The sequence below is a fragment of the Paenibacillus xylanilyticus genome (assembly GCF_013359935.1).
Taxonomy (GTDB): domain Bacteria; phylum Bacillota; class Bacilli; order Paenibacillales; family Paenibacillaceae; genus Paenibacillus; species Paenibacillus xylanilyticus.
The window spans coordinates 60,226-77,439 of sequence record NZ_JABMCB010000198.1 but is presented as its reverse complement, the minus strand read 5'-3'; the positions used below and the strand labels follow the sequence as shown (position 1 = coordinate 77,439).

The window sequence follows — 17,214 nt, the reverse complement described above, 5'->3', positions numbered from 1 at the left end:
AGGTTCCCGATTAATCATTAAGGGTACAGACGGTAGAGCATACGTGGGAATGCAATTGTCTCACGTACATGATCCAATCCACAGATCCATGCTACCGTCCGCTCCAATCCGAGGCCGAAGCCGGAATGAGGAACCGATCCGTATTTACGCAGATCCAAGTACCATTGATATGCCTCGTCGGACAACTTGTGCTCTTCAAAGCGCTGCTGCATCAACTCGGGATCATCGATACGTTGCGATCCACCAATGATTTCTCCGTAGCCTTCTGGTGCGATCATATCAGCACAAAGAACAACTTCGGGACGATTCGGATCAGGTTTCATGTAAAAGGCCTTGATGCCAGCCGGGTAATGCGTAATAAATACCGGTGTATTATACTTCTCGGCAATTGCAGTCTCATGAGGGGCACCGAAATCTTCTCCCCAAGGAATATCGAAGCCTTGTCCGTTCAGGAACTCAATCGCCTCATCATACGTAATACGCGGGAATGGAGCTGCGATACCTTCGAGTTTGGATACGTCACGCCCGATGGATTCCAGTTCAGCACGACAGTTTTTCACGACAGACTGAACCACGTGTGCGATGAACTTCTCTTGTACCCGCAAACTTTCTTCGTGATCCACAAATGCCATTTCCGGCTCAATCATCCAGAACTCAATCAGATGGCGGCGGGTTTTGGATTTCTCGGCACGGAACGTTGGTCCGAAGGAATATACTTTACCCAGCGCCATTGCCGCAGCTTCCATGTACAACTGCCCACTTTGAGTAAGATAAGCATCTTCATCAAAATATTTGATGTGGAACAGGTTCGTTGTACCTTCGGCAGACGAAGGTGTCAGAATCGGAGGATCAACCTGTGTGAATCCGTTACCATCAAAAAACTGCTGAACTGCGCGGATGATCTCTGCACGGATCACCATAACAGCACGTTGTTTGGTGGAACGAAGCCAAAGATGACGATGATCCATCAAGAAATCAACACCATGCTCTTTCGGTGTAATCGGATAGTTTTCTGTCAAATGAATGATCTCGACGCCCGTAACCGTCATTTCATATCCGGATGCGCTGCGTGGTTCTTCACGAATAATTCCCGTTACATACAAGGAACTTTCTTGCGTCAGGCTTTTGGCATCATTCCATACTTCTTCGCTAACTTCACTCTTTACGACTACCCCTTGAATATATCCGGTTCCATCGCGCAGCTGCAAAAATTGAATTTTACCGCTGGAACGTTTGTTATTAATCCAGGCACCGATCTTAACGGTTTCGCCCACATGCTCATTCACATTACGAATTACACAATCCGTACTCATGCCCATATCTCCCCTTGGTTCCTAAATTTGAAAATGCAGCGGGCAGGCCTCAGCCTGTCCCCTGCACTTCCTTGACATGCTATATTCACTTTACAATTAGATTACTTAGAATTCAATACGATTCGGTGTGTATCACGAGCAATTACCAATTCTTCATTGGTAGGTACGACGAGTACCTCCACTTTGGAATTCGCTGTTGTAATCCGGCGTGGTTCGCCGGAACGGATGGCATTGAGGGCTTCATCCACTTCAACACCCAGGTAAGTAAGTTGTTCACATACTTTTTGACGAAGAACTACGGAGTTCTCGCCGACCCCTGCAGTAAATACGATTACGTCCACACCGTTCATTGCAGCTGCATATGAACCGATATATTTACGCAAACGATATTCGTACATTTCGAAAGCAAGGGTGGAGTTCGCATCACCGTTCTCCATACCTTCTGTAATCTCACGCATGTCACTGCTGATTCCGGAGATCGCCAGCAGTCCGCTGTGTTTGTTCAACATGGAGTTCACTTCGCTCACGCTGAGTTCTTCCTTGTTCATCACGTAAGGTACGATGGCCGGATCTAGGTCACCACTGCGTGTTCCCATCATCAAACCTTCAAGCGGAGTCATACCCATGGATGTATCCACAGACACGCCACCTTGAACCGCCGTTACACTACCGCCATTACCGACGTGACAAGTGATGATTTTCAGATCTTCTACCGGACGACCCAAATACTCGGCTGCAGTCTTGCTTACGTAATCATGGGAAGTACCATGGGCACCGTAACGACGCACTTTGTATTTTTTGTACAGCACACGAGGGATCGCGTAGAGATAGGCTTTCTCAGGCATCGTTTGATGGAATGCCGTATCAAATACCATCACCTGAGGTACACCTGGCATATTGGATTCAGCCGCACGAATACCCATCATGGCCGCAGGGTTGTGAAGTGGTGCCAAATCGAACAGACGACGAATCTCAGCCTTGGATGCATCATCAACCAGAGCGGACTCCTTGAATGCTTCCCCACCATGAACGACACGGTGTCCAACAGCCTGAATCTCATCTACCGAACCCAGAACGCCGTTTTCTTTATCTGTCAAAATGTCAATGACTTTACGAATTGCTGTTGTATGCTCCAGAATTTCACTAACTTCAGTAACATCCTCACGGCCAGTCGGTTTGTGCGTCAGAATGGAGGAATCCATTCCGATCCGTTCTACCAAGCCTTTAGCCAATACGGACTCATCCGTCATGTCATACAATTGATATTTAAGCGAGGAACTCCCCGCATTGATTACGAGTACTTTCACAGCCGGTCACCATCCTTGTCGTACTTGAAGAATCCTTCGCCCGTTTTAACACCAAGATGTCCTGCACGTACCATTTTCTTCAGTACGATGGAAGGACGGTATTTCAATTCACCGAATTCACGGAACATTCTTTCCAGTGCAGCTTCCACAGAATCCAATCCGAAACGGTCAGCCATCTCAAGCGGACCATGTTGGAAATTGTATCCGATCCGCATTGCATCATCAATATCTTCAGCAGAAGCCACGCCTTCCTGAAGGACATGAAGTGCTTCATTGATCAAAAGACAGATCAGTCTGGACGTAACAAATCCTGGGGATTCATAGATCATTACACCTTTTTTGTCCACGACTTCTTCCACAAATCTTCTCGTTTCATCGAAAGTGGCATCCGAAGTTTTCAACCCACGAATAATCTCTACAAGGTCAACCCGGGAAACCGGGTGAATAAAGTGCATACCAATAACACGCTCTGGGTATTTGGTCGAGCTTGCAAGCTCGGTCAAACTCAGCGTGGATGTGTTACTTGCAAGAATAACGTTGCTTGGGCAAACTTGATCCAGTTGACCGAATACCTCTTTTTTGGCTTCCAGGTCTTCTGAAATCGTCTCAATAACCATATCGCAAGATCCCAGTTCAGCCAAATGAGCTACTTTGGTAATACGGGAAAGAATCAATTTTTTTTCGGCTTTCGTAATAGCCCATTTCTCCAATTGCTTATCTAGGTTTGTTTCGATCATGTCATATGCATGGTCAAGCTTCTCCGTCGTATGCTCCACCAGAAGCACATCAAGTCCTTTGGCTGCGAGCATTTGGGAAATGCCTTGTCCCATGGTGCCGCCGCCGACAACTCCTATTTTTTTAAAAAACATGGTTCTGCTCCATCCTTTCGGTTCTCTATTTCTCTATTGTACCCTGTTCGCCGAAAATTACAAATTTCGACCCAACATATAATAATATCTTAGCACGAGTGAAATGTAAAAAAAAATAACCGGCATAAATAAATTATGCCGGTAAAAGGGCGCTGTCACGAAATTGACAACGAAATTGTTCGCCAGACAACACTTCTTCTCTCATCAGTGTATCCAATGAATTGTCGAAAATTGTCCGCTGTTCTTCAAGAAGCCGTTTGGTCTGTTCCATCAAATCCTGCAGAATCATTTTATTTTCACGCATAAGCTCTTCCGTTGTAACCATATCCATGTTCACGATTCCGAGGGAAGTCAGGCCAGAAGCCATCATGGTCTGTACCACATTGGTCGCCTGCTCAAAGTCGTTGCGCGAACCGGTACTGCGGCCACCATAGTACATTTCTTCGGCAGCTGCTCCGCCAAGTGCGATCATGATCTGCTCTTCCAGAAAACGTTTGGTATATAAGAATTGCTCCTGCTGGGGATTGTGACGCACATAACCGAGTGCCTGTCCACGCGGGCTGAGCGCCACCTGGCTAACACTGCCGGGACGCACGAGTTCTGCCATGATGGCATGTCCCAATTCATGAATCGCAACCCGTTTTTTCTCTTCTACACTGGATTCACGATCCGTTTTCTCACCCATCATGACTTTATCAATCGCCATAGACAAGTGACGCTGTTCAATGTTGAGCAATCCATCTCTCATGGCGTAAATTGCTGCTTCATTCATGACACTTTCCAGCTGTGCACCTGAGAAGCCATAGGATTCTTCAGCCGTTTTCTCCAGGCTTACACCCTCGAGCAGAGGTTTATTCACCGCATGGAGCTCCAGGATGTGCTTTCTGCCTTTCTTGTCAGGCAGGTCTACCTGGATATGACGGTCAAAACGTCCAGGACGGGTTAATGCGCTATCCAGCATTTCTTTGCGGTTTGTTGCCGCTATAACAAGGATGCGAGGTGTATCGGATGTATAAATTCCGTCCATTTCCGTCAACAGCTGGTTGAGTGTCTGATCATACTCGCGCTGCTGACCGCCTTCACGCTTACCACCGATCACATCAATCTCATCAATAAAAATAATGGCGTTCTCTTTATTTTCTTTTGCTGCACGTGTTCTGGCATCGCGAAATAAATCACGAATTCTGCCCGCACCGACACCGACATACATCTCGACAAACTCACTGCCTGAGGCTGCAACAAACACGGAATCGGTATAGTGTGCGGCCGCTTTGGCCATCAGCGTTTTCCCTGTTCCCGGAGGGCCGGTAAGGAGGATACCTTTCAAAGGACGAATCCCGAACTTCTGAATTTCTTCATGACGGATCAGAAAATCAAGCGCTTCCCGCAGCTCCTGCTTGGCACTGTCCTGGCCGCCGATTTCTTCAAAAGTCAGTTTAGAAGGTCCTTTTTTCTTGCGCTTGCGTTCCTGACCTGCTCCAACCGTAATTCCCCCGCGCATCTGCATCATAAGCAGCAATCCGCCCACAACCGCAGCTGCAATCAGAATGGGGAAAATATTCACACCAACAAAAGCAAGAAAGATAATCAACACAGGGACAAATCCAATGGCAACTTCCTTCGTCCATTTAGGCATTAGGCCACACTCCTATCTGACCCGGTACACGCGGCAGAATAATAAACTTGCTGGCATCTCCATCTCGGAGGCTTACGTATACGTTATTGTCATCCATGGCCGTATTCACTTGAATACCATTGGTCGCCATTTTGGATAATGTAGGTGTAATATCCGTGTACTGCTTGTTCTCCATCGCTTGAGCGACAGTAAACATGGCATCGCCCCACCAGTTTTCCAGGGCTTCATTTGAATGATCCACCACGTCCAGTTTCAATGCACGCGTGCCGATCAGTGTCTGTCCTTCTTTCTGAATATATTGAACCAATCTGCCCAGATCCACATCTGGCTGCAAATCAAGTTTCAATTGTACGTCATTGCGGTTAATAGTTAAGTGAACGTCATTAACCCCGTCATATTGGGTTACCATTTTTTCAATCGGATTCTGCATGGCCACTTGACGATACACAAACCAACCTCCAAACAACACAACGGCTGAAATGACGGCAGTTAAAGCAATAGGCAATACTTTTAGCTTCAAGTGAGTTTCCCCTCCCAAATTTTGAGCCCATCCCTATAGCTTATAGGCATAATATGAATTGTGTACGAATGACCTGTGATGTGCCCAACAGGTTTTATTCCTGTTTGATGTATCCTTGAATACATATTTGAGTATATCACATCGTATATACAATTTCGAAGGCGAAAATATGAATAAATTATTAATTTTAACTATTCAAATCCAGAATGATTCGCAGGATACGCCAAAAAACCGGATCAGACGTGCTTCCATCTGCCGGTTCTTTGAAGAAATTACCTAAGAAAAAGTTCTGTTATTTCGATTAGCTGTTTGGAATGGTATATACCAAATCAACTTGGTCGCCATTGCTAAAACGATAGAATCGATAGTAGTTATGCGTATCGTCTTTGTAATACACTTGCCACACATAGATTCCATTAACAACTCCTGGCATAATCCGCTTAATCTCTCCGCCTGGAACTTCAGAGCTGAATCGATTCCGAATCTGTGCTTCAGATAACCCGTTCTGCAGCAGCTCACTGTGCACAGCGTTATTCCCTGTGACAGGTTTGTTGGTTGCATCGAATTTGACCCAGACGGCAATGTCCTGATTCTCTTTATTTTTGGCCATCATGGTCCAGTAAATATTGTCATCGCCTTCTTTTTGGCCCCAGACGTATTTTCGGAGATCCTCGTAAGATGTAATCCCCAGCTGCTCCTGTGCCGCTTGAATAGCTAGTGCTTCTTCATTGCGCTGGTCCTGGGTTATATAGATATAAAAGCGCTGAAGTCCAAACAGAATCAAAATCAGGATGAGCAGCGAGATCCATATCCATTTCTTTTTTCTTTTCAAAAGCCGAACTTCCTTTCCCCTATGACGCTGCTGCGATTCTGAAATTAACGGGCGAGCAGTCCGTCAAATGCAAGTTGAGACTCACGCAGAATGCGCTCTTCATCCATTGTAAGACATTCCCCATGCTTCACCAATTGTTTGCCGTCCACCCATACATGCTCTACATCCTTGGCTGAAGCCGAGTAGATCGTATGGGATATGAGGTCCGTGTGCGGATAGAAATGAGCTTGTTCAATGTTCAGTGCAATAAAATCGGCCTTCATCCCCACTTGAAGTGCTCCTGTATTGTTCAGGAATATGGATTTGGCACCATAGCCCGTTCCAAGCAGCAACGCCTCTCCTGCTGGTACAGCCGTAGGGTCACCGGATACTCCTTTGTGTATCAGCGCAGCAAGTCTCATCTCTTCAAACATGTCCAGATTGTTGTTGCTCGCTGGTCCATCTGTTCCCAAGGATACCGTAACACCCGCTTTTAGCAAATCCGGAACTCGTGCTACACCTGAAGCGAGTTTCAGGTTGCTTCCCGGATTATGGGAGACAGCGACATCATGCCGTGCCAAAATTTCAATCTCCTCATCATTGAGATGCACCGCATGAGCAACGAGAGAAGGCCGTGAGAAGAAGCCAAGCTTCTCCAAATGGGCTACAGGACGGAGACCGTAATCCGTCACATTCTGCTCCACTTCACGAAGCGTTTCCGACATATGGGTATGCAGCGGCAGATCCAGATCATGCGCAACCTGTACAAGCTTTTCAATGTAATCCGGAGGGCATGTATATGGCGCATGTGGTGAGATGATCGTCGTAATTCGGCCACCAGCCTGTCCGTTCCACTCGCGTGCAAAGGCAGCCGATTCCTGCAGTTTGCGCATTTGCTCTTCTTCGGAACACAAACCGATTACACCACGTGCCAATGCAGCCCGGATACCGGATTGTTCCACCACTTTAGCCACCTGGTCCATATGGTCATACATGTCCAGGAATGCCGTTGTGCCACCTTTCAACATTTCCAGTACAGACAGGGAGGTACCCCAATATACGTCCTCAGACGTCATTTTCGCCTCCATAGGCCACATTTTCTCCTGAAGCCATATCTGTAAGGCCAGATCGTCCCCGTGGCCTCTCAGAAGCGACATGGCTGCATGACCATGCGTATTGATCAGACCCGGCAAAAAGACCAGTCCTTTACCATCAACCTTCGGCAGGTTCTCATCCCTATCCGGCAATGTCTCACCAATATGCACAATCTTGTCCTCTTCGACTACCATGTAACCTGAAACCACATTCCATTCCGTACCGCTATTAACAGCAAATTTGCCGTTATGAATTACCCATCTATTTGTCGTCATCTTCCTCGTCGTCCTTTCCATTCTCCAGATAATAAGCAAGGCTAAGCAGATCCGTTGTAAAATCGGCATGATGGATACGGACATGCGGCGGTGTTTTGAGGATAGTCGGTGCAAAATTCAGTATCGCTTCAATGCCGGATTCAATTAACTGATCGGCTACATTTTGAGCTTCGGTATCCGGTACGGTAATAATGCCGATGCGAATATTATCCTTTTTGACCGAATCCGATAATTCATTCATTGGCTGTACCTTCAGGCTGTTAATCTGACTGCCAATCTTGGGACCGTAAGCATCGAAAACAGCAACGATCTTCATGTTGTCTTTAAGGTACGCATTGTAATTGGACAAAGCATGTCCCAAATTACCGGCTCCGACCAGTGCTACATTGATTTGCTGATCAATCTTCAAAATTTGGCGAATTTTCTCAATCAAATACGATACGTCGTATCCGATGCCTTTGCGGCCAAAGTCCCCAAAGTATGCAAGATCTTTGCGAATCTGGGCAGGATTAAGATCCAGCCGGAGTCCAAGCTCCTGTGATGAAACCGTGTTAACCTCACGTTGGTGCAGTTCACTCAAATATCGCAAATAAACAGGCAATCTGCGTACCACGGCTTCCGAAATTTTATCTGATTTCATTACATAACTCCCCCTTACCAAGGCCACGATAGATAAATAAAAATGGAGCACCCTGCATAACCGTTTTCGTTTCCGAATGAAATCATGCAAGATGCCTTATCAAGTATAAAATTAAAAGTGCTTCATGAATGAATCATCACTTTGTTGATCTAATAAAGTTTACAGCGAGAAGACCTCATTGCGCAATGACGTTACATCCTATTCTGCAGCAGGTTCGTCATGCGCAGGCGCTTCCAGCCACTCGCTAATCCGTGGAACCATCTGTTCTGTCAGCATATGTTCCATTTTGGGACCGGGTAATGAATATAAAAAGTATTTCCCATAGTAAGACTCAATCACCCGCGTATCATAGACGATGACAATGCCCCTGTCCTTGGCTGTACGAACCAGCCTCCCGAATCCCTGCTTGAAACGAATGACTGCCTGTGGAACCGATAGCTTCATGAACGGGTTCTTTTTCTGTTCCTGCAGCAGTTCGCTCTTCGCCTCCACCAGCGGATGATTCGGCGGCTGGAAAGGCAATCTGACAATCGCCAGACAAGTCAGTGCTTCCCCCGGAATATCGACACCCTCCCAGAAACTGCTGGTCCCCAATAAAACCGTAGCTTTGGCATCCTGGAACCGACGTGTTAACTTGGAGCGGCTGCCACTGTCTACACCTTGGCCGAGCAGCGAGATATCGTTACCGGACAATGCTTCTTTTAACGGATCATAAACCTGGCGAAGCATCCTGTATGAAGTAAAGAGCACCATCATGCGCCCCCGTGTAGCAATAGCCGTTTCGGCAAGAGACCGCACGAGCATGTCCACAAAGTGTGCATCACCAACACTGCCCTTCACGCTTGGAAAATCACGCGGAATAACCAGCAAAGCCTGATCCCGGTAGCGGAATGGCGATGGCAGCATGGACGTCAGCAAACGGTTATTGTCGGCCGCTTCCTGCAGGCCAAGCTGTTCAATCATGAATTGAAATGACTTATCCACAGAGAGCGTAGCCGAAGTAAGAACAACGCTTTTCTTTTTATCGAAGAACATGTCCTTCAACTGTGCGCTGACATCGACAGGAACGGCATAGAGCTGCAGTGATTTGCTGCGGAATTGCCCGCTTGCCTCCATCCAATATACCGTTTTGGCATCATCCATCCGCATGAAAAAGCGAAGATTCTCTTTTAGCGTTGCCAGGTCTTTAAGCAAACCTGTAATGTCCGTAATCAGACTATCCGATTGATAGTCGTCCTGATCCTCTTTGACTTCCAGAAGCAGCTTGTCTCCCTTACGGATCAAGTCACCAAGCGTGACATAGATCTGGTTCTCATAATCCTGCAGCTCCTGCCACTTCGCCGGTTTCTGCGAAGGCTTCAATCGAAGTGAAAACTGTCCTGTTTCTCCCGGAGAAGCATCACTTCGCTCAGGCAGCAGGCTAAATAAAGCCTCACTCAGCCGATCCCACATTTCCTTGACTTCAACAGCAAGCGGGAACATCTGGTCAATCACTGAGCCCCATTGTGCCGACATCTCATGACCAGACAGCTGAGTTCGCAGCATGGGAAGCTGACCATTGCGACTATCTTTAAACAATCGGGTTAATGTATGAACCAACGTGAAATATTTCATATGAAGACCCAAGTGCTTACCTGCAACATCCTCAAGATGATGGGCCTCATCAATCACAAGACTGTCATAAGCCGGCAGAAGCTGATGAGATGCTTTGACATCGGTAAACAGCTTGGAATGATTCGTAATCACGATATCAGACAAACCTGCTTCATGTTTTGCCCGGTGATAAAAACACTTCCTGAACCACGGACAGGAGCGTCCCAGACAGGATTCAGACTCACTCTGCACGGTCTCCCAGAAATCCCCACCGCGAGCGCTGAGGTTTAACTCCTCATCATCCCCGGTCTCCGTCTGGGTGAGCCAGACGATCATCTGTGCCGCTGTAAAATAGTCTTCTTTTGGTGTGGCGAATTCCCGTTTGTTGATCTTGTGCTCAAACTTCCGCAGACACAGATAGTGCCCCCGTCCTTTGAACACAGCAGCCTTAAACGGAAAAGGAACTACTTTGGTGAGCAGAGGGATATCCCGCTCTCGAAGCTGCTCCTGCAGGTTAATTGTATGCGTGCTAACCATCACTTTTCGTTCCTGCCTCACACTTTCATAAATGGCAGGCAGCAAGTAACCGAGGGATTTCCCCGTACCTGTACCCGCTTCGATTAACAGATGCTTTTCTTCGTCCAGGGCCTGTCTTACGCTGCTGAACATTTGAGTCTGCGCCTCGCGTTCTTCGTAATGATCCAGTGTATCTTTCAGATTATTTCTGACCTGATCCATATACTGTTCAAAACTGATACCTTCAAGCGGATTGCCTTCTCGTTCATCGCGTGGTGCACCAATCTCGGTCCAGTCACTTACGTTTAAGGCCAGCTGACGGTAATACGTATGTCCGTCGAGATCCTGAATAGGCTCTGCTTCCTTCTCACTGCGCATGCCGTCGAAGAACCAGCCCAGATCACTGTCTTCTGGAGCAAACAGATCACTGAGACGCTGTATGGTAATCAAGGGCAATTCACGCAGCTCGTCCAGGCACTTCAGCAGTACATAAGCAGTTGCTAGAGCATCACTGTCAGCCTGATGAGGCCGGTCGTGTTGAAATCCGAACTCGGCTGATACATACCCAAGCTGATAAGAGCCGAGAGATGGAAAAGAGATTTTGAGAAAATCAATCGTATCCAAAATACGCCCGGTGAACGGCAAATAGCCACATCGGTCAAGCGCATTTTGGAGAAAATGAAAATCAAAAGCAACGTTGTGTCCGACCAGGACAACATCGTCAAGCAGCGGAACCATCTCCATCATCATCTCTTCGAGTGAGGGAGCGTCCGCCACATCTTCGTCCGTAATCCCGGTTAACCCCGTAATAAACGGCGGAATAGGAACACCCGGGTTTACATAAGAACTATATATTTGAGTTATGCTGTAGTCATGATCTATGATGGCAAGTCCGGCTTGAATAATCTCACCGTCGGACTGCGTGCCGGTTGTTTCGAAATCCAATACGGCAAATTTCATTGCAATGTACAATTCCCTTCCATTCAGTCTATGTTACAGCATAGCAAAAAAACAGGCATTTGAAAATTAACTGACAAAAAAGGCGGTGTTCCCTCCACTAGGTTCAAGGAGGAAACACCGTCTTGATGCTGCTGAAAAGCACTTCATGATCAAGTACAGTCAGCTAATTCCATATTGCAGTTGTCCGCTGTTCAGCCTGCAGGCTTCCATATTATACAGCGGTTCGGTCAGCGTTGGGTCATGCTGGAGCGCTTGAGCAAACAGGGAACAGGCTCCCTTCGGATTCGCCAGCTTGGCTTCGATGCAGCCCAAAGCATTACAGGCTAGCCCCTTTAGCCTCGGGGAACCCTTCAGGTGCACAATGAGCCGCAAATGACTTCCCGCTTCAGCGGTCTGATTGAGGTTCATGTGTGCAAGTCCCAGATAGTACCGAGTCAGTGCACTGTCAGGATATTCATCAACAATCCGTGAAAATTGCATAATGGCTTGCGGATACATTTGCAACTTGAAATATCCCTGACCGCGACTAAAGGATTCCAGATGGATCTCCGGCAGTGCGGTAACTGCTTCCTGTTCCGGTTGAAGAGCAACCGGTTGTTCCAAATCCTTTACCTGACTCATTTTCTCCTCAAACATCAGCCACTCATCAATCATCCCGTCACTCATCCGCTTCAGCAAGTTCCACTTTTGCAGCAGTTCCTGTTTGTTCAGACCTTCAGCGGAAGGGTAGCGCTTGATAATTTCATCTAACATGTCGTTCATCTCGGCGAAAACATGCTGGAACATCGATGCATCCCCACCCTTGAAAAAATGGATTAGTGCGTGACCTGTACTCATTTTTTGCAGGGGGGACCGATTTCATTCCCCTTACCAGTCGATTACATAATTGTCGCGTGAACCTCATGCTTCATGGTCTGCACAGGTTTGTTCTGACCATCAACAAATACAACTGTAGGTTTATGCGTATTAGCCTCTTCCTGAGACATCATCGCATAGGAAATAATGATAACTGTATCCCCGGGCTGTACGAGACGTGCAGCCGCACCATTAAGACAAATCACTCCGCTGCCGCGTGGTCCAGGAATCACGTATGTTTCAAGGCGTGCGCCATTGTTGTTGTTTACAATTTGCACTTTTTCATTTTCCATCAAATCGGATGTTTCCATCAGATCTTCATCAATGGTAATGCTCCCCACATAATTCAGGTTGGCTTCCGTAACGGTGGCACGGTGAATTTTGGATTTCATTAACGTTCTAAACATGGGACATGACCTCCGTAGTTTGCAGTCTTGTATTGTCAATCAGTCTTGTTTTGCCAAATTTCACTGCGAGTGCAATCAGCAGATCGTCACGTCCATGCACTTTTTCCTGATCAGCGAGTGGTTCCAGACTTGGAAAAGCCTGAATTTCGGCATAATCAATAACAGCTCGTGAAGACCGTGCAATGTTCTCGCGCAGAATACGGCGAATATCCGCAGCTGTTGTGTCGTGTCTGGTATCAACTGCTTCTTGGGCCGCACGCAGTGCCTTGGATAGAACCAGAGCTTCCTGACGATCTTCAGCGCTCAGGTAGACGTTACGTGAGCTAAGGGCCAATCCATCCTGCTCCCGTACAATGGGACATGGAACGATCTCAACCGGCATGTTGAGGTCATTGACCATTTGCTGGATGACTGCGACCTGCTGGGCATCTTTCATCCCAAAAAATGCCCGCTGTGGTTGAACGATGTTAAACAGCTTGGATACGACGGTGGTCACTCCATCAAAATGTCCGGGACGAGAAGCCCCGCACAACCGGTTAGTCAGACGGGATACGGATACCGTCGTTTGTGTCGGCTGTGGATACATCTCGGCAACAGTGGGAATAAATACGATATCCACTCCCTGCGTACGTGCCGTTTCCACATCTCTGGCTTCATCCCTTGGATAGCTGTCAAAGTCTTCATTAGGCCCAAACTGAATCGGATTAACGAAGATGCTCAATACTACAATATCACTCTGCTGTTTGGCAGCATGCATCAGACTCGCATGCCCTTCATGAAGATAACCCATTGTAGGCACCAGGCCAACAGAGGCTTCTCTGGTCGGGTTCGCTTGACGCATCAAGCCAATTTCCTGTCTTAATTCTGCGATGTTCCGAATCACTTTCATGAGTTGCTCTCCACCTTTTCTTTACGATGTCCGTACAATTGCTCCACGACGCCGTCTGCAGCCGTGAATACATGCTCTTGAGCGGGGAACGAACGATCCTTGACTTCCTTCACATAAGCTTCAATGCTGCTGCGAATCAATGTGCCCACATCGCCATACGTTTTGACAAAGCGTTTGGGCATGTACGGAGAAGCATACTGAACGACATCATGAAACACCAATACCTGACCATCACATCCTCTACCGGCTCCAATACCAATGGTAGGAATGGACAGCTCTTCCGAAATGGCTCTTGCCACTTCTTCGGTAACCAGTTCAAGCACAATCCCGAAGGCTCCTGCTGCTTCAAGTGCCTTTGCTTCATCCATCAATCGTCTGGCATCCGCTGCATCCTTACCCTGAATGCGATACCCACCAATTTGATTTACCGATTGCGGGGTTAGTCCGATATGCCCGAGGACAGGTACGCCTGCTTGCACCACGGCTTTGACCGTATCCGCAATTTCCACGCCGCCTTCCATTTTGACTGCATGCGCATGACCTTCCTGCATCAGTCGACGAACACCTTTCAGTGTCTCATCCACACTGCCGTGATAGGTCATGAAAGGCATATCGGCTACGATAAAGGTGTTGCCTGCACCCCGTACTACGGAACGCGTATGATATACCATATCGTCTATGGTCACTGGCAGGGTAGAATCATATCCCAGCACTACATTGCCGAGGGAATCCCCGACCAGGATCAGATCAATACCTGCTTCTTCCGCCAGCAGCGCGGTTGGATAATCGTAGGCTGTTATCATGCTGAGCGGTACGCCATCCTGCTTGTATTTTTTCATTTTCACAATATTCAACGCTTGTTTGTTAGCCATTTTCTTCATGGCTCCTTTCTCCTTTTCAATTCAAAACGCAACAAAAAAACCTTTTAGTTTTCCACTAAAAAGTCCCGAAAAGTCAAAAAAGAGTCACTTGCGATCGTCCCTTCTGTCTCGGTCCTCTTCGGCTCAGAGCAGAATCCAACAACTCACTTAACACATTTTCAATTTTGCTATGCATCTGTTCATATTCAAGCCAATTAGGCATACTGTTGCCGGAGTGCAATTCGGTCTGTATAGCCGATATCGCCTCACGAACACAGTATACCAAAGATCAGCCCAAACTTCACGTGTTATGATCATTATTTTAGTGGAAATTCGACAAGTTCCTTACTCTATCAGAGATATTTCACCCGATACAACGGTTATGCGTTCTCCACTTGACTTCTCTACAATCAATGCACCTGAAGGATCCAGCCCAATAGCAGTTCCCTCGATGCTTCCCTGCGGGTTTGAAACCTTCACCTCACGGTGAATTGAAACAGACAATGCCTCCCACAATGACGCAATAACACCGAAACCTTCTTTTTGATACACAAAGTAAAGATGTTCCAGCTCGTTCAAAATGGCCGCTGCCAACTTCGTCCGATCCGCCTGCTGCCCTGTTTCCACTTTGATCGACGTGGCAATTGAAGTTAAGTCTTCAGGATAATCCGCAAGCTCAAAATTGACATCCACCCCAATGCCTGCGATGCAGTATCGCAGTGCATGATCTTCAACCGCAGATTCAAGCAGAATGCCACACATCTTGCGACCATTGATCAAAAGATCATTCGGCCATTTGATACCAGCATCTGCCCCGGTATAGGCACGGACGGCACGACAGACGGCAACACCCGTTAACAATGTCAGCTGGGGAGTGTTCCGAAGGGGCTGCTCTGGACGCAGCAGTATGCTCATCCAGATGCCTTTGCCAGGTGGAGAAAACCACTTACGACCGAATCGCCCCCGTCCACCCGTCTGTTCTTCAGCAAGGACCACGGCGCCTTCGGCCTGCCCCTGTTCAGCCATTTGCTGAACATCGCCTTGAGTAGACATCGTCGAATTCAGAATCACTGCCTTACGACCAAAGACTGACGTTTGCAGAGCCAGTTGGAGGCCTGCTGCATCAATACTGTCGGGTTTTGTTATCAGGCGATATCCTTTGCGGGAAACCGCCTCAAATTCGTATCCAAGATCACGCAATTTGTTCACTTGTTTCCAGACTGCCGTTCTGCTAATGGACAGGTTCTTGCTGATTTCTTCACCAGACACGAATTGCCCGTCCGCATTCATTAACATATGTAACAGTTCTTCATGCTTGGTCATCTGCAACCACCCGCTTCACTTCAGCAGTCAGCGCTTCATGCTGATTCGCTATATTTCCAATCGCCGTTTCACGCAACAAATGCTTCATCAGCTGACCAAGCCAAGGTCCACCTTTACGCTGCAGCTGTTCAAGAATATTCTCTCCGGTAATATCGAGATCCTTTAGCTCGTGCACCTTCATGGTTTGAGTCCACTCCGCTGCATTGGCATATATCTTTTGATATACCTTTTCTGCTGAAGTGGAAAGACGTGAACCAGAAGGAAGAAGTGGTTGTATTTTGAGCCAGTCCTCGGCTGCCTGACGCCCACACGCTAACACGGTAACAATCCATTCGGATCGTAATGTCAATTGGTCCTTGTTTTCCCGAACCACCGTCTTCATTAATTCTTCAACTTGAAGGACTCCAGTAATCCGCGTACGATCATCGTTGGAAAACGTCCACCTGCGCAGTAAAGCATCTGCTTCCTCCCTTATGTACTGACCTGAGATCAGCAGAAGAGACCAGCGCAGCAAAACGTCTACTCCCGACAATTGTTCGATACAAACCAATATTTTTTTATCGAATCGGTCCCCGTGAACCGGGGCCTTGATAAATTCCAATGCTCGGCTGCGGGAGAGCAGCTCCAATCCTCTCAGCGGATGGGGGCCAGCCATCATTTTCACCATTTCGGTACGAACCCGTTCCATGGCGATATATTGAAGCAGATCTCTTTGTTTCACAAGACCTCTCCATGTGTTATAGGCAATCTTAAAATCAAATACCGATGCAAACCGGACACAGCGAAGCATACGAAGTGCATCCTCACCGAATCTCTCGTTCGCTGCACCCACACATCTGATCCATTCTTCACGAATATCAGACTGACCTCCAAAGGGATCAACGATTTTGCCGTTTCTGTCCATCGCAAGGGCATTCATCGTAAAGTCACGACGCTGCAAGTCTTCTTTTATATCCTTGACAAACTGAACCTCAGACGGTCTCCGATTGTCCTTGTACTCCGATTCCGTGCGGAATGTTGTGACCTCAAAAAAATAGCCGCCTGAACGTACGGTAACCGTACCGTGCTGAAGCCCTGTCGGAATACAGTCCGCGAACAGTTCCATCACTTGTTCAGGGGAAGCCGATGTTGTAATATCCATATCATCTACACTGCGTCCAAGCAGCTCGTCACGGACACAACCACCGACCCAAAAGGCATCATAACCTTCTTCGTTTAACTTCAGCAGCACCTCTTCACTCTGCCGAGCCATTTCCGGGTCTACCTTTGTCCATTGCACCAAACCCATCACCTCATTACCTGCCTGCTGCTCCATATTTCCTTGGTCAGCTGCTTCTGCCGATGA

At 47.5% G+C, this 17,214-nt stretch carries 15 protein-coding genes; all 15 read right to left on the bottom strand.

Going from position 1 to position 17,214, the window contains the following annotated elements; all coding sequences use genetic code 11:
- Positions 1–17: 17 nt before the first annotated feature.
- Positions 18–1,313 carry an asparagine--tRNA ligase gene (asnS, locus tag HP552_RS23880; RefSeq protein WP_175397891.1) on the bottom strand — a complete coding sequence of 432 codons (1,296 nt, stop codon included), beginning with the start codon at positions 1,311–1,313 and terminating at the stop codon, positions 18–20.
- A gap of 101 nt (positions 1,314–1,414) precedes the next feature.
- On the bottom strand, positions 1,415–2,620 hold the full coding sequence (locus tag HP552_RS23875) for an acetate/propionate family kinase (protein ID WP_175397890.1): 1,206 nt from the start codon (positions 2,618–2,620) through the stop codon (positions 1,415–1,417).
- Positions 2,617–3,489 (bottom strand): 3-hydroxyacyl-CoA dehydrogenase family protein, encoded by an 873-nt coding sequence (locus HP552_RS23870; protein ID WP_175397889.1) that lies wholly within the window; start codon positions 3,487–3,489, stop codon positions 2,617–2,619. Before HP552_RS23870 ends, HP552_RS23875 begins: the two co-directional genes overlap by 4 nt.
- Positions 3,490–3,622: 133 nt before the next feature.
- Positions 3,623–5,125: an AAA family ATPase gene (locus HP552_RS23865; RefSeq protein ID WP_175397888.1), complete on the bottom strand. Its 1,503-nt coding sequence runs from the start codon at positions 5,123–5,125 to the stop codon at positions 3,623–3,625.
- Positions 5,118–5,645, bottom strand: a complete 528-nt coding sequence (locus tag HP552_RS23860; protein WP_175397887.1) for a hypothetical protein — start codon at positions 5,643–5,645, stop codon at positions 5,118–5,120. The genes HP552_RS23865 and HP552_RS23860 overlap by 8 nt, the downstream gene beginning before the upstream one ends.
- Positions 5,646–5,946: 301 nt before the next feature.
- Positions 5,947–6,477, bottom strand: coding sequence for a hypothetical protein (locus HP552_RS23855; RefSeq protein ID WP_175397886.1), 531 nt, complete (start codon positions 6,475–6,477; stop codon positions 5,947–5,949).
- Between the two features lie 44 nt (positions 6,478–6,521).
- Positions 6,522–7,826: an amidohydrolase gene (locus tag HP552_RS23850; protein ID WP_175397885.1), complete on the bottom strand. Its 1,305-nt coding sequence runs from the start codon at positions 7,824–7,826 to the stop codon at positions 6,522–6,524.
- Positions 7,813–8,466, bottom strand: coding sequence for a redox-sensing transcriptional repressor Rex (locus HP552_RS23845; RefSeq protein ID WP_175397884.1), 654 nt, complete (start codon positions 8,464–8,466; stop codon positions 7,813–7,815). The genes HP552_RS23850 and HP552_RS23845 overlap by 14 nt, the downstream gene beginning before the upstream one ends.
- Before the next feature lie 198 nt (positions 8,467–8,664).
- Entirely contained in the window at positions 8,665–11,535 is a 2,871-nt protein-coding gene (locus HP552_RS23840; RefSeq protein WP_175397883.1) for an ATP-dependent DNA helicase DinG, 3'-5' exoribonuclease type, read from the bottom strand.
- Between the two features lie 159 nt (positions 11,536–11,694).
- On the bottom strand, positions 11,695–12,321 hold the full coding sequence (locus HP552_RS23835; RefSeq protein WP_175397882.1) for a tetratricopeptide repeat protein: 627 nt from the start codon (positions 12,319–12,321) through the stop codon (positions 11,695–11,697).
- Between the two features lie 92 nt (positions 12,322–12,413).
- The gene (gene panD, locus HP552_RS23830) at positions 12,414–12,797 is read right to left on the bottom strand and encodes an aspartate 1-decarboxylase (protein WP_175397881.1); all 384 of its coding nucleotides are present in this window, start codon (positions 12,795–12,797) and stop codon (positions 12,414–12,416) included.
- On the bottom strand, positions 12,790–13,638 hold the full coding sequence (gene panC, locus HP552_RS23825; protein ID WP_376768983.1) for a pantoate--beta-alanine ligase: 849 nt from the start codon (positions 13,636–13,638) through the stop codon (positions 12,790–12,792). The genes panD and panC overlap by 8 nt, the downstream gene beginning before the upstream one ends.
- A gap of 44 nt (positions 13,639–13,682) precedes the next feature.
- Positions 13,683–14,558, bottom strand: a complete 876-nt coding sequence (panB, locus tag HP552_RS23820) for a 3-methyl-2-oxobutanoate hydroxymethyltransferase (protein ID WP_175397966.1) — start codon at positions 14,556–14,558, stop codon at positions 13,683–13,685.
- Between the two features lie 333 nt (positions 14,559–14,891).
- A complete protein-coding gene (locus HP552_RS23815) occupies positions 14,892–15,869 on the bottom strand; it encodes a biotin--[acetyl-CoA-carboxylase] ligase (RefSeq protein ID WP_175397879.1) in 978 nt (325 codons plus the stop codon).
- The gene (locus tag HP552_RS23810; protein ID WP_175397965.1) at positions 15,856–17,157 is read right to left on the bottom strand and encodes a CCA tRNA nucleotidyltransferase; all 1,302 of its coding nucleotides are present in this window, start codon (positions 17,155–17,157) and stop codon (positions 15,856–15,858) included. Before HP552_RS23810 ends, HP552_RS23815 begins: the two co-directional genes overlap by 14 nt.
- Between the last annotated feature and the right edge of the window lie 57 nt (positions 17,158–17,214).